The sequence below is a fragment of the Photobacterium satsumensis genome (assembly GCF_050336935.1).
Lineage (GTDB): Bacteria > Pseudomonadota > Gammaproteobacteria > Enterobacterales > Vibrionaceae > Photobacterium > Photobacterium satsumensis.
This window is the reverse complement of the sequence record NZ_JAKJSK010000006.1, coordinates 498,140-525,070: the sequence shown is the minus strand read 5'-3', so window position 1 is coordinate 525,070 and position 26,931 is coordinate 498,140. Positions and strand designations below refer to the sequence as shown.

13 protein-coding genes and 1 pseudogene are annotated in these 26,931 nt (G+C 45.5%); 6 read left to right on the top strand and 8 right to left on the bottom strand.

Going from position 1 to position 26,931, the window contains the following annotated elements:
• Nucleotides 1-51: 51 nt before the first annotated feature.
• From L4D79_RS02450 to pfaD, 4 genes are read left to right on the top strand one after another with little or no spacing between them, the layout of a single operon-like run.
• Nucleotides 52-7,893, top strand: coding sequence for a phosphopantetheine-binding protein (locus L4D79_RS02450; protein ID WP_428646889.1), 7,842 nt, complete (start codon nucleotides 52-54; stop codon nucleotides 7,891-7,893).
• A gap of 26 nt (nucleotides 7,894-7,919) precedes the next feature.
• The gene (locus tag L4D79_RS02445) at nucleotides 7,920-10,001 is read left to right on the top strand and encodes a PfaB family protein (protein WP_428651681.1); all 2,082 of its coding nucleotides are present in this window, start codon (nucleotides 7,920-7,922) and stop codon (nucleotides 9,999-10,001) included.
• Nucleotides 9,998-15,865 (top strand): hotdog fold thioesterase, encoded by a 5,868-nt coding sequence (locus L4D79_RS02440; protein ID WP_428646887.1) that lies wholly within the window; start codon nucleotides 9,998-10,000, stop codon nucleotides 15,863-15,865. Before L4D79_RS02445 ends, L4D79_RS02440 begins: the two co-directional genes overlap by 4 nt.
• A 15-nt stretch (nucleotides 15,866-15,880) precedes the next feature.
• On the top strand, nucleotides 15,881-17,518 hold the full coding sequence (gene pfaD, locus L4D79_RS02435) for an eicosapentaenoate synthase subunit PfaD (RefSeq protein WP_428646884.1): 1,638 nt from the start codon (nucleotides 15,881-15,883) through the stop codon (nucleotides 17,516-17,518).
• A gap of 370 nt (nucleotides 17,519-17,888) precedes the next feature.
• On the opposite strand, the gene L4D79_RS02430 is transcribed toward pfaD, so the two are convergent.
• Nucleotides 17,889-18,614, bottom strand: coding sequence for a hypothetical protein (locus tag L4D79_RS02430; RefSeq protein ID WP_428646881.1), 726 nt, complete (start codon nucleotides 18,612-18,614; stop codon nucleotides 17,889-17,891).
• A gap of 129 nt (nucleotides 18,615-18,743) precedes the next feature.
• Here L4D79_RS02430 and L4D79_RS02425 point away from each other — a divergent pair.
• Nucleotides 18,744-19,829, top strand: a pseudogene (locus tag L4D79_RS02425) (IS4 family transposase).
• A gap of 111 nt (nucleotides 19,830-19,940) precedes the next feature.
• Here L4D79_RS02425 and L4D79_RS02420 read toward each other — a convergent pair.
• Nucleotides 19,941-20,219, bottom strand: coding sequence for a hypothetical protein (locus tag L4D79_RS02420; RefSeq protein ID WP_428646878.1), 279 nt, complete (start codon nucleotides 20,217-20,219; stop codon nucleotides 19,941-19,943).
• Between the two features lie 93 nt (nucleotides 20,220-20,312).
• Here L4D79_RS02420 and L4D79_RS02415 point away from each other — a divergent pair, with 93 nt between their 5' ends.
• Nucleotides 20,313-20,615: a hypothetical protein gene (locus tag L4D79_RS02415; protein WP_428646876.1), complete on the top strand. Its 303-nt coding sequence runs from the start codon at nucleotides 20,313-20,315 to the stop codon at nucleotides 20,613-20,615.
• Here the strand turns inward: L4D79_RS02415 and L4D79_RS29905 are convergent.
• The 6 genes from L4D79_RS29905 to tssM form a co-directional block, all read right to left on the bottom strand.
• Nucleotides 20,595-20,765, bottom strand: coding sequence for a hypothetical protein (locus tag L4D79_RS29905; protein ID WP_489685937.1), 171 nt, complete (start codon nucleotides 20,763-20,765; stop codon nucleotides 20,595-20,597). The two genes, L4D79_RS02415 and L4D79_RS29905, sit on opposite strands and share 21 nt — an antisense overlap.
• 23 nt (nucleotides 20,766-20,788) lie before the next feature.
• Entirely contained in the window at nucleotides 20,789-21,127 is a 339-nt protein-coding gene (locus L4D79_RS02410; RefSeq protein ID WP_428646873.1) for a transposase, read from the bottom strand.
• Nucleotides 21,128-21,196: 69 nt separating this feature from the next.
• On the bottom strand, nucleotides 21,197-21,706 hold the full coding sequence (locus L4D79_RS02405) for a hypothetical protein (protein ID WP_428646871.1): 510 nt from the start codon (nucleotides 21,704-21,706) through the stop codon (nucleotides 21,197-21,199).
• Between the two features lie 151 nt (nucleotides 21,707-21,857).
• Nucleotides 21,858-22,394 carry a hypothetical protein gene (locus tag L4D79_RS02400; RefSeq protein ID WP_428646868.1) on the bottom strand — a complete coding sequence of 179 codons (537 nt, stop codon included), beginning with the start codon at nucleotides 22,392-22,394 and terminating at the stop codon, nucleotides 21,858-21,860.
• 199 nt (nucleotides 22,395-22,593) lie between these two features.
• Nucleotides 22,594-23,484 (bottom strand): serine/threonine-protein kinase, encoded by an 891-nt coding sequence (locus L4D79_RS02395; protein WP_428646865.1) that lies wholly within the window; start codon nucleotides 23,482-23,484, stop codon nucleotides 22,594-22,596.
• Nucleotides 23,481-26,924: a type VI secretion system membrane subunit TssM gene (gene tssM, locus L4D79_RS02390; RefSeq protein ID WP_428646863.1), complete on the bottom strand. Its 3,444-nt coding sequence runs from the start codon at nucleotides 26,922-26,924 to the stop codon at nucleotides 23,481-23,483. Before tssM ends, L4D79_RS02395 begins: the two co-directional genes overlap by 4 nt.
• Nucleotides 26,925-26,931 lie beyond the last annotated feature (7 nt).

Sequence of the window (26,931 nt, the reverse complement as noted above, 5' to 3'; positions counted from 1 at the left end):
TTACACCGAATGTATAGCACCCGTAACTCAAGTGCTGAGCGGAGACTCATAATGAGCCAAACCCCAAAAACCACATCTGAATCGCAAGAAGATAAGCGACTCAATAAACGCTTAAAAGACATGCCTGTTGCTATTGTTGGCATGGCGAGCATTTTTGCTAACTCTCGTTACTTAAATAAGTTCTGGGATTTAATTAGTGAAAAAATTGATGCGATTACAGAAGTTCCAGATACGCACTGGCGTCCTGAAGACTATTACGATGCAAACAAAAGCACGCCAGATAAGTCTTACTGTAAACGTGGTGGCTTCATGCCTGAAGTCGATTTCAACCCTATGGAGTTTGGCCTTCCGCCAAATATTCTCGAACTAACAGATACGTCACAGCTGCTATCTCTGATTGTGGCAAAAGAAGTATTAGCCGATGCAAAACTACCTGAAGGTTACGACCGCGATAAAATTGGTATTACTTTAGGTGTAGGAGGCGGACAAAAAATCAGCCAAAGCCTAAATGCACGATTGCAGTACCCTGTTCTGAAGAAAGTCTTCGCTAGCAGCGGCATCAACGAGCAAGACAGCGAAATGCTGATCAAAAAATTCCAAGATCAGTACATCCATTGGGAAGAAAACTCGTTCCCAGGCTCACTCGGTAACGTTATTGCAGGTCGTATTGCTAACCGCTTCGATTTAGGCGGTATTAACTGCGTGGTTGATGCGGCATGTGCAGGCTCGCTTGCAGCACTTCGCATGGCGTTAGGTGAGCTTGTTGACGGTCGCAGTGAAATGATGATCACAGGTGGTGTGTGTACAGATAACTCACCAACCATGTACATGAGCTTTTCAAAAACCCCCGCTTTCACCACTAACGAAACTATCCAACCTTTTGATATCGATTCAAAAGGTATGATGATTGGTGAAGGCATCGGTATGGTCGCGCTGAAACGACTTGAAGATGCAGAGCGTGATGGCGACCGTATATACTCGGTAATTAAAGGTGTTGGCGCGTCATCTGACGGTAAATTCAAAAGTATTTATGCGCCGCGCCCTGAAGGCCAAGCTAAAGCGCTTAAACGCGCTTACGATGATGCAGGTTTTGCACCTCAAACGCTGGGCTTATTAGAAGCTCACGGAACAGGTACAGCTGCAGGTGATGTCGCAGAATTCAACGGTTTGAATTCTGTCTTTAGTGAAGGTAATGACCAAAAGCAGCATATTGCATTAGGCTCTGTGAAGTCTCAAATTGGTCATACTAAATCAACAGCAGGTACAGCGGGTTTAATCAAAGCTGCCCTAGCCCTTCACCACAAAGTACTACCGCCAACAATTAATGTTTCTAAGCCAAACCCGAAACTAAATATCGAAGACTCGCCTTTCTACCTCAACACAGAAATGCGTCCTTGGATGCAACGTGTTGACGGTACACCACGTCGTGCGGGTATCAGCTCTTTCGGCTTTGGTGGCACAAACTTCCACGTCGTGCTTGAAGAGTACACTTCTGAACACCAACGTGACGATCAATACCGCCAACGTGAAGTTGCCCAAACACTCCTGTTTAATGCACCAACCCGTGACGCCCTGATTGCAGACCTCAAAGAGCACGTCAAACTTGTTCAAGCGGATGACACAGCACTGACTGCGTTAGCTAAAACACATGGCCTGCGTGAAATTGCAGCGGGTGATGCTCGTTTAGGCTTAGTGGCGAAATCCGTCGATGAGCTACAAACATTGCTGACTCAAGCGTTATCACAGCTAGAAAAACAAGATATAACGCAATGGCAACTGCCAAACGGTACTAGCTACCGGGCTTCAGCACTGGTTGGTGGCAAGCAAACTGGCAAGGTAGCAGCGTTATTTGCCGGTCAAGGTTCACAATACCTGAATATGGGCCGTGAACTGGCATGCTACTACCCTGAAATGCGTAACCAGTTAGCGAATGCCGATCAGGTGTTTGGTCAGAACAAGAAAACTGTTCTTTCTCAAGTGCTATTCCCTGTTCCAGCCTTCAACAAAGAAGATGTGGCAACTCAAGAAGCGACACTTACCAATACTGCCAACGCACAAAGCGCAATCGGTGTGATGTCTATGGGTCAATTCGACCTGATGACACAAGCAGGTTTTAAAGCCGACATGGTTGCTGGCCACAGCTTTGGTGAACTCAGTGCTTTATGCGCATCTGGTGTTATTTCACAAGACGATTACTACAAGCTCGCTTTTGAGCGCGGTAATGCGATGGCTGCTAAGCCTGCTGAAGGCGATAGCGGAACTATGTACGCCGTTATCCTTGATGCCGATAAGCTTGCCGATGTTGAAAAGTGTATCAGTGCCTTCGAAGGCGTCAGCATTGCGAACTACAATGCACCAAGTCAGCTTGTGATTGCAGGCCCAACAGTTGGCGCACAGCAAGCAGCAAAAGCATTGACAGAGCAAGGATTCAAAGCGATTTCATTGCCTGTTTCGGGCGCATTCCACACGCCTTTGGTTGCTCACGCCCAAAAGCCATTTGCCGCTGCAATCGATAAAGCATCCTTCACTGCACCCGCTTTACCTTTGTATTCAAATGCAACAGGTGAACTGTATAAGAAAGATGGCAAAGCGATTAAGAAAGCCTTCAAACAGCACATGCTGCAATCTGTTCGTTTCAGTACTCAGTTAGAAGCCATGTATCAAGCGGGTGCACGTGTATTCGTTGAGTTCGGGCCGAAGAATATTCTGCAAAAACTGGTTGAGAAAACCCTGCAAGCTAAGTCTGATGAGTTATGCACCATCAGCTTAAACCCAAACCCTAAAGGTGACAGCGATCAGCAGTTACGTTTGGCCGCAGTACAACTGGCCGTTGCTGGTGTCTCGTTAAATACGATTGACCCATACCAAGCTGAAATTGCAGCACCAGCAGCTGCATCGCCAATGAACATTAAGCTTCATGCAACCAACTACATCAGTGATGCGACTCGCAAGAAAATGGCGAAATCGTTAGAAACTGGCGCAATTGCCCCACTCACTGAAATTGTTGAAGTTGAAAAAGTGGTAGAGAAGATTGTGGAAAAAGAAGTCATTAAAACCGAAATCCGCGAAGTGCAGGTGCCTGTTTCAGTAGCAGATACAGCTGTAAACTCAGCGCCTGTCACTGCACCGCCAACACACATGCCAGCACAAATACAAGCTCAGCAGCAAACAACAACGCCTGTCACTGCATCAGCAATGACTTCAGCAAGTGATGATTCATTAACGGCCTTCTTCACCGCTCAACAACAAGCGGCGGAGCTTCATCAGCAATTCCTTGCTATCCCTCAGCAGTACGGCGATACCTTCGCGGCACTCATGACAGAGCAAGCGAAGATGGCGGCTGCCGGCGTTGCCATTCCAGAAAGCCTACAGCGCTCAATGGAACTCTTCCACCAGCATCAAGCGGATACCTTAAAAGCACACGCTAACTACCTTACACTGCAAGCAACCAGCAACAATGCAGCATTAGGTATGGTATCAGCACAGCCAGTTGCACGCGTTCCAGCTCAAGCGCCTGTACAAGCCGTCGCTACAGCTCAGCCTGTGGTTCCGGCTCAGACAATCACAGCACCAGCAGTCTCTGTGTCAGCAGCGTCTACGCCAGTTGTTAAGGCTGAACCGAAAGTAAACACAGTTGCAGCTTCAGCTGCAATAACACCTAAAGCAGCTGTGCCAAAACCTAAAGCATCAGGACCAAAACCTGCGGCTCAACAAACGGTAGCACCTACTCAAGCACCATCGCTAACTGCCACCATGGGATCAGCGGCTGCACCGCAAATCACGGTATCAGCACCCGCGGCAAACCTTGAAAAAGTAATGCTCGATGTTGTTGCTGAGAAAACGGGCTACCCAACTGAAATGCTTGATCTAGAAATGGATATGGAAGCCGATCTAGGCATCGATTCTATCAAGCGCGTTGAGATTTTAGGTACAGTTCAAGACGAACTACCTAACCTGCCAGAACTGAACCCAGAAGACCTGGCAGAGTGTCGCACACTTGCTGAAATTGTTAGCTATATGAATAGCAAAATGCCAGCAAGCGCCGCATCTGCGACAACGACAGCACCTGTTCAAGCTGCACCAGCTCAAAGTGCTAACAGCTTAGGCGCAGAGCAAGTACAAAACACCATGCTAGAGGTTGTAGCGGATAAAACCGGTTACCCAACTGAAATGCTTGATCTAGAAATGGATATGGAAGCAGACCTTGGTATCGACTCGATCAAGCGCGTTGAAATTCTAGGAACAGTGCAAGACCAACTGCCAACACTGCCAGAACTGAACCCTGAAGATTTAGCTGAGTGTCGTACGCTTGGTGAAATCGTTGATTACATGAACAGTAAGCTAGCTGCTGTTCCTGCTCCAGTGTCTGCAGCAGGTATAGCGGCTGCGCCAGTCGCTGCTTCAACAGTTGCATCAACAGTCGCATCTAACGGTTTAGATGCCGCGCAAGTGCAAACCACCATGCTAGAGGTTGTAGCCGATAAAACCGGTTACCCAACTGAAATGCTAGACCTTGCAATGGACATGGAAGCAGACCTTGGTATCGACTCTATCAAGCGCGTTGAAATTCTAGGGACAGTGCAAGACCAGTTGCCTTCACTGCCAGAGCTGAATCCTGAAGATTTAGCTGAGTGCCGTACGCTTGGCGAAATCGTTGATTACATGAATAGCAAGTTACCTGCAGCTTCTGCTCCTTCATCAGTAACAACGGCATCTAGTGATTTAGACGCGGCGCAAGTGCAAACAACCATGCTTGAAGTTGTAGCTGATAAAACAGGCTACCCAACTGAAATGCTAGACCTTGCAATGGACATGGAAGCCGACCTTGGTATCGACTCTATCAAACGCGTTGAAATCCTAGGGACAGTGCAAGACCAATTGCCTTCACTGCCAGAACTGAACCCTGAAGATCTAGCTGAGTGCCGTACTCTTGGCGAAATCGTTGATTACATGAATAGCAAATTACCTGCTGTTTCATCACTAACAATGGCTCCTTCACCAGTAACAGCAGCTGCTGATACGTCAGTAGCGACTCCAACAACCGCATCTAGCGGTTTAGATGCCGCACACGTGCAAAGCACCATGCTAGAAGTTGTGGCTGATAAAACGGGTTACCCTGCAGAAATGCTAGACCTTGCAATGGATATGGAAGCAGACCTTGGTATCGACTCTATCAAGCGCGTTGAAATTCTAGGGACAGTGCAAGACCAATTGCCTTCACTGCCAGAGCTTAACCCAGAAGATCTCGCAGAGTGTCGTACGCTCGGTGAAATCGTAACCTACATGCAAAGTAAGCTTGCTGCTGACTCTGCTACTGCGCCAGCGGCTAACGAACCAGCACCTGTCGCGACAGCGTCGATTTCGACAGCAAACGCCGATCTTCCTCCGCATAACGAGGTAGCGCTAAAAAAGTTACCAGCGGTAGATAAACTATCAGACTGTTTCGCTCAAAATGCATGTGTTGTGATCACCGATGATGGTCACAACGCTGGTGTTCTAGCAGAGAAATTAACAGCAAATGGCTTACAAGTCGCTGTTGTTCGCAGTCCACTATCTGCCGCATCTCCGCTAAGCACTGAAATCAAAAGCTACGACTTAGCAAGTATTGATGACGCAAGCATCACTGCGGTTATTGCTGATATCGAAAAAGAACAGCAAGAGATAGCTGGTTTTATTCACCTTCAATCGCACTCAGAAGCAAAAGACACAACAAGTATTGCCCTAAATGATGATGCAAAGGCCAATATCGACGTTGCATTCTTATTTGCCAAATTACTTAACAGCCAATTAAACAATGCAAACTCAACAAGCCGTCGCGTGTTCTTCACGGTAAGTCGTATTGATGGTGGCTTTGGTTATGCAGATGCAGCACAACTAGCAACAGCAGAACTCAACCAAGCGGCACTTGCTGGTTTAACCAAAACCCTAAGCCATGAGTGGCAAAATGTATTCTGCCGTGCACTTGATGCAGCGCCAGTATTGGATGCCCGCCACCTTGCAGAGGCTATCTACGCTGAGTTATTCGATATTAATACTCAAGCAGTAGAAGTTGGCTTTAACTTGGTAGATGAAAACACAGTTCGTTCGACCTTGATTGCTGTTGAAGCAGGTCAAGCCGCGACCAAAAACGCAGCGGCTAAGCTAACCAAAAACGACAAAGTTCTCGTTACTGGTGGCGCTAAGGGCGTGACGTTTGAATGTGCACTTTCACTTGCCAAACAATGCCAATCACATTTCATTCTGGCTGGTCGTAGTAAACACATTACTGCATCAGAATTGCCAGAATGGGTTCAAGGTAAGGAAGACAGTGAATTGAAGCCAGCGGCAATTCGTCACCTTCAATCATTAGGTGATAAGCCAACACCAAAGAAAGTCGATGCCCTACTTCGCCCAGTATTAAGTAGCCTCGAAATTAACACTGCACTTTCTGCATTTACCGCCGTCGGTGCAAGTGCTGAATACATCAGCCTTGATGTATCTAACAGTGAGTCTGTGAGCAATACACTGTCGAAAATCGACGGTATTACTGGCCTTATCCACGGCGCGGGGGTGCTTGCTGATAAACATATCCAAGATAAAACCTTAGATGAGTTAAACCTTGTTTACGGCACCAAAGTGGGTGGTTTAAAAGCAGTACTTAACGCGATTGATAACAGCGAACTAAAACTAGTCGCTATGTTCTCATCGGCAGCAGGTTTCTACGGCAATATCGGCCAAAGTGACTACGCAATGTCTAACGACATTTTGAACAAAGCAGCGCTGCAATTCTCTGCCCGTCACCCTGAAGCGAAAGTCATGAGCTTCAACTGGGGACCTTGGGATGGTGGCATGGTAAATCCAGCACTGAAGAAGATGTTCACCGATCGTGGTGTGTACGTTATTCCACTACAAGCAGGTGCCGATCTATTCAGCAGCCAATTACTAAATGAAACAGGTATTCAATTGCTTATCGGCACAAGTATGCAAGGTGCTGATAACAAGGAGAATGCTGTAAAAAAGCCTAATGCGGAGTCTATGCAGTTAGCACAGAGTCCGCTGAATACAAGCATCACTGTAACACGCGACCTTGACCCGAAAGCGATGCCTTTCATCAAGGACCACTGTATCGCTGGCAACCCTGTGTTGCCAACGGTATGTGCCATTCAATGGATGCGTGAAGCAGCACAGCAATTGCTAGGGGCGAACGTAAGCGTTCGCAACTACAAACTGCTTAAAGGTGTGATTTTTGAAAATGATGATGTGCAAACACTCACATTGAATATTTCACCTGATGCGAAAGTGACAGAAGAGTGGAAAGCGTTAATTAGCTGTGACGGCCGCCCCCAGTATCAGGCACAACTTGTTCTTGATAGTGAGTATGCGGAACGAGACAGCAATAAAACGTTTACCGCCGATTCAGCAAAACCTGTAACTACTGCGAATGACTTATACAGCAATGGCACTCTATTTCATGGGCCTCGCTTGCAAGGTATTCAATCTGTGACACGTTTTGACGATCACGGTTTAGTGGCTAAATGTCAGTTACCCGATATCTCTGATAACGATTGTGGTGCGTTTATTCCAGCGCAACATCCAGGTGGTAGTCAACCGTTCGCAGAAGACTGCTTACTACAAGCTATGTTGGTGTGGGCAAGATTGAAATACGGTTCTGCAAGCCTGCCATCAGCTATTGGCGAGTTTGTATCGTATGCACCAATGCAGTCTGGTGACGGCGGTTGGATTGAACTGGAAGTGATTAAAAGCACTGCCCGTTCGCTACAAGCCAATATTGCGTTATACCACCAAGATGGACGCCTAAGTGCCGTAATGAAAGGGGCTAAAGTGACCATCAGCAAAACCCTCAATGAGGCATTTTTGGTGAAAACCCAATCAGAAAAGGAGCTTCTGTCGTAGTGGCTGACTCTTCTACTCATAAAGCGATGCCATTGCGCATCGCTCTTTTAGCCCAGCCTCGTGCTGGGCTTTCTGCCAACCTTTTACCTTCGTCATTAATGATTGAGAACATCAAACTTTCTGACGATTTTACTGCCACACTGAATACTGCTATTCAGGTAGTTAACCAAGGTAAAGCGGTGACATTAACCTCTCAATCGGGTCGTTCGATTGTGTTAATGGCGGGCTTAACCGCAGCTCAAAATCGTATTCACCCACATGCTTACTTATCAGGCTTAGCGGCAAGTTTACCGCTTGCCATTGAGCAATCACGTCGTCAACCTGAAGACGTTAGCATCAAGCAAGCCTCTACCGCATCAACAGCGACGGAGCAATTTTCAGCGCTGTACCAACTTATAGATGACATTGCTGCACGACGTCAGCAACCTCGACATAAGCAAGTCGATAGTGATGATTGCCAGTATTGGTTTACTGAACCAAACAAAGCACGGGTTGCTAGCTTGAGCTTTACTGCTGAAAGCCTAGCCTTTAATGCCAAAAGCCAAGCAAGCAGCACTAGCCTCGTATTAACCCAAGCGACAGGCTTAAAAGAAGCGAAACCGCTGCTCGATACATCTCGTTTATTTTTCATTATTACGGGAAATACAGAGACTGAGCTATCAACCAAGCTCGCGGAACTATCAATAAAGATCACAGAGCTAAGCCAGAACTTAGGCTCTGATTCAGTATTAAGTTCAGCCGCTTTAATTGAGTTAATGCATCAAAACTTAGTAGGCTTTCAAGCGCTATCTACCCAACTAAAAGCAACACAGCCATCAGCAGCGCAATTAACCATAGTGTTGCAAGGTGCGTCTGCCGATGCGGTGTTACTAGAAATCAGCGCGCTAACAAAGGTGTTGTCAAAAGTAATTACCGAACAAACCGACTATAAAACCCCTGCGGGTAGCTACTTTTCGCCAGCACCTGATAGCCGAGGTAAAGTCGCCTTTGTTTACCCAGGAGTAGGCACAGTCTACCCGGGCATGCTGCGTGATTTTTACCAGTATTTCCCAGAGCTTTACGCCCGTTTAGAGCGTGAAGGTAATCTGAAGGAAATGCTACAAGCGGATAAAACCTACTCGACTAGCAATGAAAAGGCTGGGAGTTCCTCCCAAGAGATGACACTCAGTGAGCTTGCCATTGCAGGCGTTGGCAGCAGTTACATACTCACTCAACTACTGTGTGACTCTTTTTCGGTGAAACCTGACTTTGCCCTGGGTTATTCCAAAGGTGAAGCCTCTATGTGGGCCAGCTTAGGCGTGTGGCGTAATCCTCATGCTTTGATTGAGATGACCCAAACGAGCCCGATTTTCACCACCGCAATATCGGGGGAATTAACGGCAGTACGTGAGGTATGGCAACTCAATCAAGACGAAGAAATCACATGGAATAGCTTCCTTGTCCGCAGTGAACCCGCGGCAATTGAAGCTTTGTTACCTGATTTCCCTCGTGCTTACCTTGCCATTATCCAAGGTGATACTTGCATCCTTGCGGGCTGCGAACAAAGCTGCCGTACCCTACTCAAGCAACTGGGTAAACGTGGTATTGCCTCTAACCGTGTGACGGCTATGCATACTACACCGGCTTTAAGCCAGCATGCTCAAGTCACTGATTTTTATAGTCAGCCGTTATGCGATGTGCTCCCGCACCATATTCGTTTTATTAGCGCTGCAGAGTTACTGCCACAAAACGCTAATCAGCCAGTGAGTATAGATAGACAAAGTATTGCGACATCTATTGCCGGTACCTTTTGTTCAACGCTTGATTTTACTTCGCTCATTCGTGCAGCGCGTGAACACGGCGCGCGTTTGTTCATCGAATTAGGCGCTGACCGCCAAACCAGTACCTTAATCGATAAGATCAATCGTGCAGATAAAGTGACAGATAGCCTTGCTGTGGCAACGAATGCTAAAGGCGGTGATGACATTCAAACCTTATTGAAATGCATCGCTCAGTTGATCACCAAGCAGGTGCCTTTATCTATTTCGCCATTAGTTGACGGTCTTGCCCGCCAACTCGCCACTTCAGATACTCAATCTTCAGCTCAGACACAAGGAGAGCCAGTATGAGTTCTCAACACCATTCGGCTAACAAGGCGGCAAAAATCGCAATTGTTGGCCTCGCCAATCAATATCCCGATGCCGATACGCCAAAGGATTTTTGGAACAATCTGCTGGAAAAAAAAGATTCGCGCACAACATTACGTCCTGAAAAGCTAGGTGCAAACCCAGACGCTTATCAAGGCCAACAAGGTGAATCAGACCGCTTTTACTGTGATAAAGGCGGCTACATCGAAAACTTCACCTTTGATCCTAATGGCTACCGTTTACCCACTGATTACTTCAATGGCTTGGACGATAGCTTCTTATGGGCGCTAGATACCAGCCGTAAGGCTCTATTAGACGCAGGCATTGCACTTGATGCCGATGTACTTGAACGTACTGGCGTTATCATGGGGGCGTTATCATTCCCGACAACGCATTCAAATGATTTGTTCCTGCCGCTCTATCACTCAGCCGTAGAGAAAGCGCTACAAGACAAACTGGCTAACCCACAGTTTTCATTGCTGCCATCAAACAAACAGCCGCACGTTTTAAATACTGCCAATGGTGCTGCTGCACACAACGCATCAAAAATTGTGGCTGATGCGCTTGGCCTTGGTCGTGCCCAGCTAAGTCTAGATGCGGCTTGTGCTAGTTCAGTTTATTCTTTAAAACTGGCTTGTGATTACCTCAGCACAGGCAAAGCCGACATGATGCTGGCGGGTGCAGTTTCTGGCGCTGACCCATTTTTCATCAATATGGGCTTCTCAATTTTCCACGCCTACCCAGATCACGGTGTTTCTGTTCCTTTTGATAGCAACAGTAAAGGCTTATTCGCAGGTGAAGGTGCTGGTGTCTTAGTGCTGAAACGCCTTGAGGATGCCGAGCGCGATGGCGACCATATTTATGCTGTTGTCAGTGGCATTGGGCTATCGAATGATGGTCGTGGTCAGTTTGTGCTAAGCCCAAATAGCAAAGGTCAGGTACAAGCCTTTGAGCGCGCTTATGAAGCCACAGACTTGTCACCAGAAAGTATTGAAGTGATTGAGTGTCACGCCACAGGCACCCCTTTGGGTGACAAAGTTGAGTTAACCTCAATGGAGCGTTTCTTTGCTGATAAACTCAAAGGTAGCCAAGTGCCTTTGATTGGTTCAGCGAAATCAAATTTAGGTCACTTACTCACCGCCGCTGGCATGCCGGGGATCATGAAAATGATCTTTGCAATGAAAGAAGGCGTGCTACCACCAAGTATTAACCTGTCAGAGCCTCTGTCATCGCCTGAAGGTTTATTTGGCGCTCAAACACTACCAACGCAAGTGCAACCTTGGCCAGATAAAGCAGGCAATCCTGAACGTCGTGCTGGCGTTTCAGTCTTTGGTTTTGGTGGCTGTAATGCTCACCTGTTACTTGAAGCCTATTCAGACGAACAGTCGACAACACGCTCAACAACAGGCTCAGCGGCGAGAACGACAATTTCAGAAGCCAATTCATTACCGCGTCACTCAACAGCACTAAAAGTGACAGGTCTTGCTTCGCACTTCGGATCATTAAAAACCATTAATGCCCTTAGCCATGCGATTCAACATAATGAAAATGCATTTGTTGCCTTACCGAAGAAACGCTGGAAAGGTTTAGATCAACACCCTGAACTATTAAGCCAGTTTGGTCTACCAACTATCCCACATGGCGCTTATATCGATCAGTTTGAATTGGATTTCTTACGCTTTAAAGTACCGCCAAACGAAGACGATCGCTTGATTTCACAACAACTCTTGTTGATGAAAGTCGCCGATGAAGCCATTCGTGATGCCAAACTTGAGTCAGGCCAAAAAGTCGCCGTACTTGTTGCAATGGAAACTGAGCTTGAAATGCATCAGTTCCGCGGACGCGTAAACCTGCATACTCAGCTTGCTGACAGCCTTGCGAGCATGGGCGTTACGCTGACAGAATCAGAATATGAATCACTTGAAGCCATTGCAATGGACAGTGTGTTGGATGCTGCCAAGCTGAACCAGTACACCAGTTTCATCGGCAACATCATGGCGTCACGCATTGCGTCGCTATGGGACTTTAATGGCCCTGCATTCACCATTTCGGCTGCCGAGCAATCTGTCGCTCGTTGTATTGATGTGGCTGAAAACCTCATGAGCCAAGAATCGCTTGATGCTGTTGTCATTGCTGCGGTTGATTTAAGTGGCAGTGCTGAGCAAGTGATCTTGAAAAACAGCATTCGCCCTATTGCCAACACAGTACAAGATTCAGGTTGGCACGTCGGTGAAGGTGCTGGCGCTGTCGTACTGACAGATGCAAGTTCTGATTCTAACTCTGACTCGCACTCATACGGTGAAATAACAGCATCAGGCTTTAGTGCTACCAGCCAAAGTCACACTGTCACTGATCGCTTGTTAACATCAACGGGTGTACCAGTCTCCGCCATCAAGGTATTGGAAATTAACCAAGCCCCAGACAGCACTGAGGCATTACAGTTACCACTAAACACCGTTAAGCCAACATACGCAAATCAACGTTTAGGTCATAGCTTTGCCGCGTCAGGCATGGCTAGCTTACTGCATGGTTTAATTACATTAAATCACACAGCAACGCACGCGCCGACCAAGGCCGCCATTGTTGCTAGTGTGAGTGAAAACCAGTGCTCGCAGCTGCTCGTTTCGCAGTCGCAAGCCGAAACACAAGCGTTAAACACTCGCCTAAGCAATGAACTCGCAAGCGACAATAAACGACAGCTCATCAAGCAAGTAACACTTGGTGGCCGTGACATTTACCAACACATAGTCACTGCCGAACTCGCAGAGATAGCGTCTATTCAACAAAAAGTGGCCAATACTGCACCGCGAATTAAACCGCATAAGCCAGTGTTCAACCCTATTGCGCCTTCGTTATCAGAGCCGCTACAGCAGCATTCGCACCCATCCGTATCCCCGATTTTGGCCACAACAGGCCAAGCGCCGATTACAGGAATTCAAAGCAATATGACTAACGTCCTATCCGCTAACAACACCCAGAACACTCAGACAAACAGCCCTGCATCATCGCAGCAAGCGGCATTTATCGAGAACCAACAACTGGCTCAACAAGTTCACCAAGCCTTCTTACAAAGTCGTGAACAAGGTTTGAAGATGGCTGACGCTTTATTAAAAGCGCAATTGAACGAAGTGACAGCACAGATGGAAGCAGGTTATAACCCACAACCCGCACCTGTATCTGACCTAGCACAAACAACAACACAAGCTGTCGCGCAACCGGTAAACGTGTATGCAGCACCAGTCAAACCCATCCGTAAACCATGCATTTGGGATTACGATGATTTGGTTGAATATGCTGAAGGTGATATCGCCAATGTCTTTGGCCCAGACTATGCCATCATCGACAACTACTCACGTCGCGTAAGACTACCCACCACAGATTACCTCTTGGTTTCCCGTGTCACGAAACTTGACGCGACAATGCTGGAATACAAACCAAGTACCATGACAACGGAATACGATATTCCCGTCGATGCGCCTTACTTGGTTGATGGACAAATTCCGTGGGCCGTTGCCGTTGAGTCAGGCCAGTGTGATTTAATGCTGATCAGCTACTTAGGCATCGACTTTGAAAACAAAGGCGAGCGTGTATACCGTCTGCTCGATTGTACCCTGACCTTCCTCGGTGATTTACCTCGCGGTGGTGACACGCTTCGCTACGACATCTCGATTAATCACTTCGCCCGTAACGGCGATACCTTGCTGTTCTTCTTCTCGTACGAGTGTTTCGTTGGCGATAAGATGATCCTGAAAATGGATAACGGTTGTGCAGGTTTCTTTACCGATGAAGAACTTGCTGACGGTAAGGGCGTTATCCGCACTGAAGATGAGATCAAAGCGCGCAACCTTGCAACCAAACAACGTTTCAACCCGCTGCTTCATTGCCAGAAAACACAGTTCGACTACCACACGCTACACAACTTGCTAAGTGCCAACATTGCGGGCTGTTTTGGTGAAAGTCACATTTCTGATCGCCACCAGCCTTCATTGTGCTTTAGTTCTGAAAAATTCATGATGATTGAGCAAGTAAGCCGTGTTGAGCCGCAAGGTGGCGCATGGGGACTTGGCTTAATCGAAGGTCATAAACAGCTAGAACCTGAACACTGGTACTTCCCTTGCCACTTCAAAGACGACTCCGTGATGGCGGGTTCATTAATGGCAGAAGGTTGTGGTCAATTACTCCAGTTCTACATGATGTACCTAGGTATGCACACCCAAGTACAAAATGGTCGATTCCAACCACTTGAAAACGCACCGCAAAAAGTACGCTGCCGTGGTCAAGTATTGCCACAATCGGCGGTATTAACTTACCGTATGGAAGTGACAGAGATTGGTTTGAGCCCTCGCCCATACGCCAAAGCCAATATCGATATTTTGCTTGATGGCAAAGTCGTGGTGGATTTCCAAAATCTTGGTGTGATGATCCGTGAAGAAGAGGAATGTACGCGTTACCTTGGCTCATCAGATTACGTTGTCGACGAAGCGCCAGCACAAGTTGAAGCTGTTCTTAACGTTGAAGTAGCACTTGACGTTGAAGTTACCAACACACCAGAAACGAATGTGAACAAAGCAGCATCGGCAAATGCCCCACTAATGGCGCAAATCCCCGATTTAGCCACCGCGACCAATAAAGGTGTGATCCCGCTACAACACGTAGAAGCGCCGATTACGCCTGACTACCCGAATCGCACCCCAGACACAGTACCGTTTACGCCGTACCACATGTTTGAATTTGCAACGGGTGACATCGAGAAATGTTTCGGCCCTGACTTCTCGATTTACCGCGGTATGATCCCACCTCGTACTCCATGTGGTGATTTACAGCTAACCACTCGCGTTATTGAAGTTAATGGTACCCGTGGTGACTTCAAAACACCGTCATCATGTATCGCAGAATACGAAGTGCCTGAAAACGCATGGTACTTTGACGAGAACAGCCATCAAACATTGATGCCTTATTCGGTATTGATGGAGATTTCTCTTCAGCCAAATGGCTTTATCTCTGGTTATATGGGTACAACCCTTGGCTTCCCAGGTGAAGAGCTTTTCTTCCGTAACCTTGATGGTAGCGGCAAGATGCTACGTAATGTTGACCTACGTGGCAAAACCATCGTTAACGATTCACGCCTGCTTTCAACCGTTATGATGGGCACCAACATCGTTCAGAGCTTCAGTTTTGAGCTAAGTACAGATGGTGTTCCTTTCTATCAAGGAACTGCGGTATTTGGGTACTTCAAAGGCGCGGCACTGAAAGATCAACTTGGCCTGGATAACGGTAAAGTCACCCACCCTTGGCATGTTGAGAACAATCGTACCCCAGATGTCACGATTGACTTGCTTGATAAAACCAGCCGTTACTTCAACTCACCAGTCTCTGCAACCGGTGTGAAACAGCCGCACTACCAGCTTGCTGGCGGTCGCTTGAACTTCATTGATACCGTGCAAATCACCAGTGATGGCGGTAAAGAAGGCTTAGGTTACTTATACGCTGAGCGCACTATCGACCCAAGTGATTGGTTCTTCCAGTTCCACTTCCATCAAGATCCAGTTATGCCAGGTTCATTAGGTGTTGAAGCGATTATTGAGTTAATGCAGACCTACGCCCTAAACAAAGATCTTGGTGCGGGTTTCCGCTCACCTAAATTTGGTCAAATCCAATCGGAAGTGAAATGGAAATACCGTGGTCAAATCAACCCACTGAACAAGCAAATGTCGCTCGATGTACACATCACAGCAATTAAAGATGAAGACGGTAAGCGCATTATTATTGGTGACGCAAACTTGAGTAAAGACGGCCTACGAATTTACGAAGTAAAAGACATCGCTATTTGTATCGAAGAAGCTTGAGTTAAGGATTAGAACATGACAATGCAAACAACCCTAAATAACGAAAAGCTTTCTCCTTGGCCATGGCAAGTTGAAGAAAGTGCTACTCAATTCAATACCGAAGCAATGGCTAAAGTATTAAAAGACCTGAGCCGTGGCTGCTACGTCATCAATCACCCAGAAAAAGGGCTTGGTGTAAGCCAAGAGGCAGAACTGACCTCTGGTGATAGCGCAAGCGCTAGCAGTACACACCCAGTCAGTGCATTTGCGCCAGCACTTGGCACACAAAGCCTTGGTGACAGTGATTTTTGTCGAGTGCATGGTGTTAAATACGCCTACTACGCTGGTGCGATGGCGAATGGCATTTCTTCTGAAGAATTAGTGATTGCACTGGGTCAAGCAGGTATTCTTTGTTCATTTGGCGCTGCGGGGCTCATTCCTTCACGTGTAGAGCAAGCGATCAACCGTATTCAAGCAGCACTGCCTAACGGCCCTTACGCGTTTAACTTGATCCACAGCCCAAGCGAACCAGCGCTTGAGCGCGGTAGTGTCGAGCTATTCCTAAAACATAAGGTACGTACTGTAGAAGCATCAGCTTTCTTAGGTTTAACACCACAAATTGTGCAATACCGCGCTGCAGGTTTAAGCCGCGATCAAAAAGGCGATATTGTTATTGCTAACAAAGTTATCGCCAAAGTCAGCCGTACCGAAGTAGCCAGCAAGTTCATGGAGCCTGCGCCTGCTAAAATGCTGCAAGGTTTGGTGGACGAAGGTCGAATTACACCAGAACAAATGGAACTAGCTCAACTCGTTCCAATGGCTGACGATATTACCGCTGAAGCGGATTCGGGTGGTCATACCGATAACCGCCCTCTGGTCACTTTGCTACCTACGATTTTAGCGTTGAAAGAAGAAATTCAAGCTAAACATCAATACAAAACGCCACTTCGTGTCGGTACTGGCGGTGGTGTTGGTACACCCGATGCAGCACTGGCAGCATTCAATATGGGCGCCGCTTATATTGTCACAGGTTCTGTCAACCAAGCATGTATTGAAGCAGGCGCGAGTGAGCATACGCGTAAACTGCTTTCGACCACAGAAATGGCCGACGTCACCATGGCACCCGCTGCCGACATGTTTGAAATGGGCGTTAAACTACAAGTCGTTAAACGCGGTACGCTCTTCCCTATGCGTGCCAATAAGCTTTATGACATTTATACACGCTACGATTCTATTGAAGCGATCCCTGCCGATGAGCGTCATAAGCTGGAAACCCAAGTTTTCCGCTCAACACTCGATGACATCTGGGCTGGCACCGTTGCGCACTTTAACGAGCGCGATCCGAAGCAAATTACGCGTGCCGAAGGCAACCCTAAACGTAAGATGGCATTGATTTTCCGTTGGTATCTTGGTCTTTCTAGCCGCTGGTCAAACACCGGTGAAGCGGGACGTGAAATGGACTATCAAATCTGGGCGGGTCCTGCTCTAGGTGCATTCAACGCATGGGCGAAAGGCAGCTACTTAGATGATTATAAAAAACGCCAAGCTGCTGATGTTGCAAAACATCTGATGCACGGCGCCGCTTATTTAGCTCGGATTAATCTGCTAGCTTCACAAGGCATTAAGCTACCAGCCGATGTTGCTCGTTGGAAGCCGATTGAAAAAATGATTTAACCGCTTCTTAAGTGCAAGCTTAATTAAATCAGCCTGAAATATTAAAGCCCAGAAACAATGATGTTTCTGGGCTTTTTGTTTGACCTTAGGGGGGCAGAAAAAGATCACGTTACAACCTAGGCTCTTCAGCGAAAAACTCGTAGAGGGATCGCTGTGCAAATGCGACTTCTAGCCCCTTATTTTGATCAGCCGCCCATTGTTGCACTTTAATATGAACAGTAAAGTTGCTTACACCTAGACTGAGCCTGAAATTAACTGGCTAAAAGATACCATTTCTTTTAATAGTGCTTATCCAGGTTAACGGAGCACTGTCTAGTGGCCCTGCGTAAAACTAGCAGACCGCGGTAAGAGCCCCTCAATATGTGTTAGGCTATAAACTGTCAACAACAAAAGATTGCCCTTTGCTTAAAATCTTTAGGCCTCTATCAGCTGAACTTATGTTGTAAAGACTCTCAATAAACTCTCGATTTAGTACTATTTTCAGCCCTTCTGTTGACTCTAGTTCAAAAGTTAATGTCTCTGAGTCTAAACTCGAAGTGGTTTCTGAAGCTTCATACGGCCCGACTTCCAGAGCAACCTTGGAAATGGCAGACAGTTCTTCAGTACACTGATTCCAGTGAAGTTCGCAATTTGTCCAAGTACTCGCAATGATTTTTTCAAGTGCTGGTTCAAGATCTTGTTCAGTCGCATAGGCGTAATATACAGGGTTCATTGCTTTTTTTGATATGTAAATTATTCCAGATATATCTTCGCTTTCATTACTCTTTAATAAAAATATACGCTCACCTGTTTCTTCAGAAAGTCTTAATCCTGAAACATACTGATTTGTTTTTTCTAATACGGATGAGAGTTTTTTAGCTATATCATGAGAAAAGTATACTGGTTGATTACTTGACTGAACTAGAGTAATGATCAACCTCTTATTTATTCTATTCTCCTCTGCATTTGAATATGTTTTGTATCCTGTAGCTATCGATGTTAAAACTGCTAAAGCAATTATCGTGAGTTTAGTTCCACTACTAGGATTCGAGAATGTTCCCAGCACAGCCATGGAAAGGGTAATAGTGATTAATATGAATTCTACAGTAAAGTCCATTTTGCCTCCTTTAGCCTAATGCTAAGCGCTTACGAATCCCCACAAAATACCTTTGTAGTTCAATAAGTAGACACGCACCTTACCTTCTGAACTAATGAATTTACCACAAACTTAAAAATTGAAAGCAAGATGCGTGATATTCAAATACTAGACGAGTCGCTTGAAATCAATGCCCTAACATGCACAAAAAGAGACTCAAATCACTCATGGATTCGGTGCAAGTATTGCTTAACAATGATGCACTTACACTAACCTTACTTGGCCGTTCGCTGTCATCAGTTTTGTTTGGTTAATCCACAGCCCATTGACTTAGTCGATTGGGCTGATATTCGTGAATATGAACGGCTCATGGAACTCAGAGCGTCCGTTGCCGTAGACGGTCGACCCGTGAAACTATTTGAGCAAACTTTCACCTTTAAAAACTGTAACTCTCCGCGCAGTCACCAGCAATTTCTCGAGAAATTCAAAGCCGTTTTACCGTCGTATATCATCCCTATTATCGTCACCGATGCAGGCTTTCGTAACACCTTGTTTCGACAAGTTGAAGACTTAGGGTGGTGTTACTTAGGCAGAGTTCGTGGTGATGTAAATGTTTTTTACAAGAAGCAATGGATGCACATTAAGGCGTTATTTGATAAAGCAAATAGCAAAGCTAAATAACTAGGATTCTCACAACTCGCTAAACGAAAACCATTACTTTGCCATCTTCATCTCTATAAAAAACAAACACCAACAAAACGTAAAGATCGCCCAAAAAGTCGAGTGTACTTCTCTGCCCAAGCTGTCCATCGAAAATCAGCAATTGAGCCTTGGTTACTGGCTACCAATATCCCAACAAATATCTTTTCAGCCCGGTGTATCGTCAGGCTATACACCAAGCGAATGCAAATCTAAGAAACGTTCCGAGACTTAAAAAGCCCACAATATGGTTTTGGCTTACGTCAAAGCCGGACTCATGACCCTAAGCGATTCGACATCCTACTTCTCATCGGTTTACTCGCCTTTATAGTCTATTGGTGGTTTAGGATAATTGCTGTGCACAACGGCTGGCACCGTCATTTTCAGGCTAATTCAATAAAAAATCGCCGATTTCTATCATTCGTTAGATTAGGAAAAGAAGTCTTTGGACGGCTTGAATATCACGTCAACGAATCAGCAATATGTTGGGCACAGCAGCCCCTTACTCTCATGGCGAGAAGCAGCTATTGTGCATAAATTATGTGGGGATCCGCCAGCGCCTGCAATAAGGTGTACCCCACTGAACCAACCAAGCGCACCGACTCCACACCAAAAATGCGCAGTAAAAGCGTCAACTTGATGTTCTTGTTATGAAATTTGACGCCATACTGAAGTTGACGTTGGATATCCGTTATCATCCTTAGTTCGTACGTCACTCTGTACTTCAACGATTCTAAGAGATAATTCGTTACGCTTAAGCAGCTTTCCAAACTGAGCATTAAAAGAGTAATATGCAGGTGTATCTTTATTCGAATAAAAACCACCTGAATAATCCCTTATGACTTCAGCTGTCATAAACTCTTTTTCGTTATACGACTCAATTATTTTTTGAATTCTCTCCAAACTCACTTCGATGTTTTCTTTCATTATTTATCCTTAATTTCATAACGTATGACATGGACTCCCCCTCATCAGGCTCGCCACACTTGATTAGTCTAACTACTGCCCTTGGAGACCACCATGTCACAATCAATTTATGGTATTGATTTAGCCAAACATTCGTTCAGTATCCACGGTGAAGATCACCAAGGCAAGGTGCTGATCCATAAAACAATAACCCGATCGAAAGTCCTTTCTAGTTTTGCCAATATCCCACCGGCTATCGTCGTGATGGAAGCCTGCGGTGCTGTCACCAGAGAACAAGCAATCCTTTTCCTGCACCGAGCACGTGAGAATTGGATACACGAACGTACAGCCCTACTTAATCAAATTCGCGCTATCCTCGCGACCAACCTTCTAACTTCAGAATACGAAACACTTTAGGACTACCATAACGTCCTGACTTCGTTCGAATATACGCCGAATATCATGAAGAAAATGAGCGTCAGATCGTACTCTTGCACTCAGCTTTCTTCGTAACCATTGGTAGAAACCGCTACGAGAAACATTCAGATATTTGCAGAGCTTTTTCACAGAATGAAGCTTGCTATAACACTTTATGAATCCGAACCTTTCCGCCTTTGTTCCGCTTGATAACGTTGCCACTTTTTTAAAATATCATTTTCTTCTTCAAGCTCAGCTATTCGTTGCTTCAGGCTTTCAAGTTCGTCATTCTGCTTTAGCTTTTTTGGCTTAGCCAGATCCTTACTCTTTACCATATGTCTCACCTCATCCTTGTATGCTTTTCTCCAGTTCGAAAGCATGAATGGATGAATATCTAATGACTCAGCTACTGACTTAACCGTCCGGCGAATATCAAAGCTCCATTGCACCGCTTTTAACTTAAATTCTACTGAATATTGCGGTGTTTTCTTTCCCGTTTTATATGCAGGCATAACAATCTCCTGATTGGTTATACGTGTCCACTAAAACGGGTGAAGTCTACAGTCAGGTTGAAGCGATTGTTATGTGTGTTTTTTCATGATTGCCTTTGTTGCCACCTTTAAAGGATTCAACAGCTCTTTTAGATTCTTTGTACTAGTTTGATATGTTGCATAGGAGCTCTTAGGATGGGTGTAATTCCCCTGAACTTTTTCGACATCTTGATGTGCTTTCAGTATTATTTTTTGACCGTCACCTGACTCGAAGGTGATTTCGGGAAAATACAATACGCATAGCATTTCCAGTTTATCCGCGATTTCCGCACTTTCTGCCATTTTGTCTAATGTAGTTTGGTCAGCTATAGACGAGTTAAAAAGCCTAGACAAAATATCCAATGAAATCCGTTCATAAGCATATATTGTCGTAAGAAGCTCTTCCACTTTCGTGATGAACAACTCTTTTCTTGCTCTTCTGGAAATAAACCACTGATTCAAAAGCAAGATCAAGACAGCAAGAACTACAGAAACCACTATCGAAAACAGTTTTGCTTGCTCTGATGAAGTCGAAAATGTCTCTACAAACCAATTATACATTTACCTACCACTACTAATACTCTCTCGCTTTAAGAAGACTGATGCACCATACACATAACGCTTGGCATAAGGTGCGCCAACGCTGAACTTACAAAACCAAATACACTCCACACCAAAACCGCCGAAGTCCAAAGTCATCTTGATGCCTTTGTTATGTGTTATTTTCCGCTTGAGCTATGCTTTCTACGAACTTGAAATTTGATTTAACTAGCCCTTCAAGGGGACTGTAATCAGAAATATAGATGATTTCGCCATTCTCTCTTTTTGATCTAAAAAATGCTTCCCAATGATCATATTGCTTTGACAATTTCTGATACTGACTACCGTAAAGGTCTTCATGACGTTGATAGAAGCTAACTATCGTCCCCATGTTTGCAAGAACTTTTCCGTAACTTTGTAGGCCATAGAGATCTACTGAATTAGCAACTATTATTGCATCGGCTACGACATAACGAGTTTTCTCTTGTTCAATTTGAGCATGAAATTTTTGTTTTTCAGCCAACAGTTCAAAATCGTAAGCTTTTTGCTTTCGTTTGTCCCAAACAACGACAGCTGCACCAGCAAAGAATAGTGAACCAACTAAAATCCAAACTTTATGTTTGATGTTCTCTTTGAAGAACGCAATTAAAGTTACGATTGCTGATGCTAAACCAAGAACTGGCCCAATAAACTCTAAAATTAGTTCCACTTAAACTCCAATATCGCCTAAAACACATAACAGCTTTATATCTTGAAAATTTCAACATATCATTTCTACATTATCTCACACACGCTAACCTAACGCACTGTTATCCATAGGGTATTTATGTGAAGCAATAGTGATATGTTGGAAAAATCCACATATCACTTTCTCCATTATCAACCGTAGTGACACCGCCACTCTATATCTAAAGCAGTTTCAGTAACTGTTGATTAAACAGATCAGGTAAGTGCCATTTACTGGTGTTTTCATTAATTACTTTCATTAAGCCAGAAACAGTTTTACAGCAAGGGATTTGCGAGGCGTCAAACAGTGCGACGACCGATAGCAGGTAGGCATAATAGTCCTGCTCTTTTGTCGCCACTGTAAATTGGCTAGGGTGAATATAAGATGGACTAAATTGCTGGAAGCCACGTTCTTGCCACGGTTCCCCTACCCTTCGCATATTAGAAAAGTCTATTAGGCTGGCGATATTGCCTGTACCAAAAATCATATTGCCCGGCTTGATGTCACCATGAACCAAATCATGACGGTGGATAGCTTGAATATGATCCAAAGCCGATTCCAGATATATAGCTAAGCGGTAACTAGATTCTGGTTTAAGCTGATTTGGGATTTGAGGAGTGTTTTTTTGACAATCCGGGGAGGCTTTATCTTGGCCTAAGGATTGCTCTAGCTGTGATCGTAACCATTGGCTGGCCGAGAGCCCAGCTAGGTAATTCGTGAAAAGGAAACTTTGCTGGCCATTTTTAGAGAAGTTAATACATTTACTATTAGCCAATTCCAAAGTATTAAGGCGATTCAACCATAGTGCCTCTCGTTGAAGCAAATAAGCTTCTGCTGGGGTTTCACCGTATTTCACTTTTAGTGTTTGCTCGCCTTCTCGTATCAGCAGGCAACGATTACCAAGTACCTCCCACTGAGCCGCTTCAATACCTAACTCTATATCAGCGACTGACAGCAGTGATTTCAACCTAGCTAAATGCTTATCATCGCCAGGCTTATACACACAAGGCTGTGTTGAAGCCTTGTGTGTATAAGCCTTTCGTTTAAGGTAGGCACAAGCACGCTCTATCATAGCTTTTCCGGCAGTTTGAGCTGGGCAAAGAATCGTGGTGAGAATGGCTGTTCACGGCCATTAGACATGACCACCAAATTCACATAACTGCTGTCTGCCAAATACTGCCACGCCACATCATAGCTGCCGGCCATATTGCTGCTTTGCATTTTGTCGGCTAGCCTAAACCAACTCCAGACCCCTGTCAGCTTTTCTCTGGTATCTGCACCAACGTTATCAGTAGTCACGATTGAGATGTCGCTGCTGATGTTATTCGTAATAGGCCATGACTGCTTGCGCCACAGTATTGGCCCATTTCTATATTCAAACAACTTAACACCCGATTCGATGGAAAAACTTGTCAATGCAGGCGACATTTTCTGAGCTTTAAGCATAAATTCAAAGCCTAATTGCCCGTCAGAGAAAATGCCGTTCTGAAGTCGTAAAACTGACTGTTCAAAAGCCCGGTAATCCTTTGAGATAATCATATCTTGATGAGCGATAAAGCCTTTAATGACGGTTTCACCAAAACTGCCTTTATCAAAATAACTGCCGTACTTAACCGAGAAACTATCGAATAACCCACCTTGTTTGAAAAAATCCTCGAAATCGTCGGTAGAAGCATCAAACATGGATTGCTTATCAAACGGGTAATGCCCTTCAAGCTGGCGATGATAAACCGCATACAACTGTTGCCAATCCGTATTGATATAATCCCTTGTTTCCTCGAGTGCAAGTTGGTTAATGGTCAATGCCTGCCCCCTTAACATCGCGGGTAAGAGAGGGTCTTTGTAGGCATTCGCCAATTGGTACTGCTGAGCTACCGGCGTACTGGTATCAACATTTTTCAATTGCTCGATAAAGTACTCACCACGGGTTCTGGCCTGCGTAGACTGCCCTACCCACTCCAACGTTCCACGTAACTGCTTCATGGCGACATCCAGCTGGCTTTGACCTGAATCTCCTACCACTACCAATTGATTAAGAGATGAAAATGGTGCTGCAATCAATGTGGCAACCCGCTCGATAGTATCGCTGCGAAGCGCTGTGGGAGGAGCTTGGTTCTCTTTTTCTTGCTTGGCTAATTCTTTAGAAATACTGACTAAATTAGTATTTTTCTCAATCACCCGATATAGCTGCACTAATGGTGAATATAGCGGATCGGTGGCAAGTTCTAGTTGAATGGTACTTTCACCCCATGTGCCCACCGCAACCCATGAAATGTTTGCAGTCAGTGCCTGCCAATATTGGATGTAATCATTGGTGTACCGCTCTCGTAGTTGTCGGTTTATGCGGTTCATCTCAGCCTCACCGCTGATACGCCCCATTACGCCCTCATAGGCGCGGGTCGCCTCTGATGCTAGCTGCAAACCAGTTTCATTGGTTAGCTCTTCAAACCCCTCACGGGTGAACAAATACGGAATGAGATAACCGCTAAAATCGGTGGAAAAACGGAACACTGAGGTATAGGATGGCGCAAGCTGGGTTCTCAGGTCGACCCGGCGGGAAAAATTAGGGTGCTGCAAAATGTGTTGGTATAACAACTCGCTCATGTCGTTCCGTGACAGCGAGGCGCGAACCAAAGTCAGCAGTTCTTCGTTTGATTCTGGCGGTATAGCCCCACTTTGCAATACGTCTTTAGCCAAAAGCTCAAAGCGCTCAAGTAACTCGACGTCACCTTCACCCTCTTCTTTCAACGCCGCAATGTAGTAATTCACCAGTGAATCGACATCTTGGCGGTTCGGGTTATACAGCAGTTGGTGGTAGTTAAGCAGCTCCAGTGTTTTGACCTTGTCATCTAGCGAGTTGTAAACAAACATATCTTTAAGGATGTAATCTCGCATGACCACCAGCAGCACGCGATTGAGCTCTTGATAATAAGCTGATGTGACATAGGGTTGGATACTCGAATCCGGCAGCCAATGAGACGGACTATACCAAGCCAACTCCTTGTGCTGATACAGCTGGTTTATCTGGCGAAGTTCATACAGGCTAAAAATGGGTGACGAAAGGTCGTCCGGTATAATGACATCATTCTTTAAGTTTGATTTATATCGTTCCAATAAGGCCAACGCTTGGTTATCAACTGCTTGCTGATTGTCATAATGGGATTTGAGCATCCAGACAAAGCTAGAAAACAACAATACCAAGCAACCCAGTGTAGCAACCCGAGAAAAACGATAACGCCACTCTTTGGTGCTCTGCACCCCCACCAAACCGGCCTCTTTGACTATGTACTTATGAAAAAGCGTCTTACTGAACAAGCTCAGACTAGGCTTATTGGCTTGCGCGGTATTTAGTACATCAAAGCCTAGCTCTGAAGCATTCAAATAAGTAAGAACATCCGTCGCACTGTTATCCCCCCCTGCATTAAAAATAAAGTAGCCCCTGAAATTCAGCGCCACATCATCGTATTGATGCTGATTGAAGGTAGATGCCAAAAAGTCTTCGATATCAAAGCGGACTGCTGACAATTGGTAGATCCCTGAAACCGTTGATTCACGATAGTCATCATTTAGCTGCTGTTTCAACGCTTCTGACACTGTCACTGACAGCCGCTTGATTAATTCATCAAAGGTCGAGTCGAACCAGGTTTTTTCATAGCGGCAAAATTTATCAGATTTACCCGGTTGTGATATTGGGGTTAGCGCTCCCAAAGGTTGCTCCCGTTCTAGCTCAGGAAGCGTGGCAAACAACTCACAACAATCTTTGATGCCTGACAAATGGGAAAACAGGCAGTATGTGGGAACGGATAACCCCGTCCGATTATTAATATCCGCGAGATAGCTTCGGTATGTCTGGCTGGTTGCGTTGCTTGCCATTTCATCGCTTTGAACCAGCGTCTTCAGGTTCAGTGTACATAACACGCCATTTACCGCTTGGCGGTCACGCTTTTTGAGCAGTAGGCCAAACAAAACATCAAGCTGCTCTTTGATTAATTCTTGAGGATGGCTGATATCAATTGAAATCAATACGGCATCGTCTGCGCCCCAGAAAGACAATGGGCTATTGCCGTCAACAGGCATATCAGAAAGCTTGTTTGATGGCATATTCGAATAGAAATTTGAAGATTCAACCGGTTCGAATCCAGTCTGGCGCAAAAAGACAGTATCTTCGCTAATATCCTGTGTTAAATGCAGATACCAAGGCAATCGGTATGGATTGGTGTTATTGGCTGTGTGACTATTCCAGATAACCGTAAAACGGCTCTTTATCGACTGCACCACGTTTGCCTGCCGTTGCCTTTCATCCTCATCTATGACAGGTTTGGGGCGGCGAAATATAGCGTAACTCCCCCAACTGATTAAACCCATCACGACGATAAGCGCCAAGACTTCGAGCGCCAATGCCCACAAAGGGACCAAGGTGTACCAACCCAACAGGTACAACCCAAGGCATGTAATGCCAGCAACCATCAAGGCCAGCAACACGGATAACACTATCGCTTTGCTTTTTCCCATGACTTAC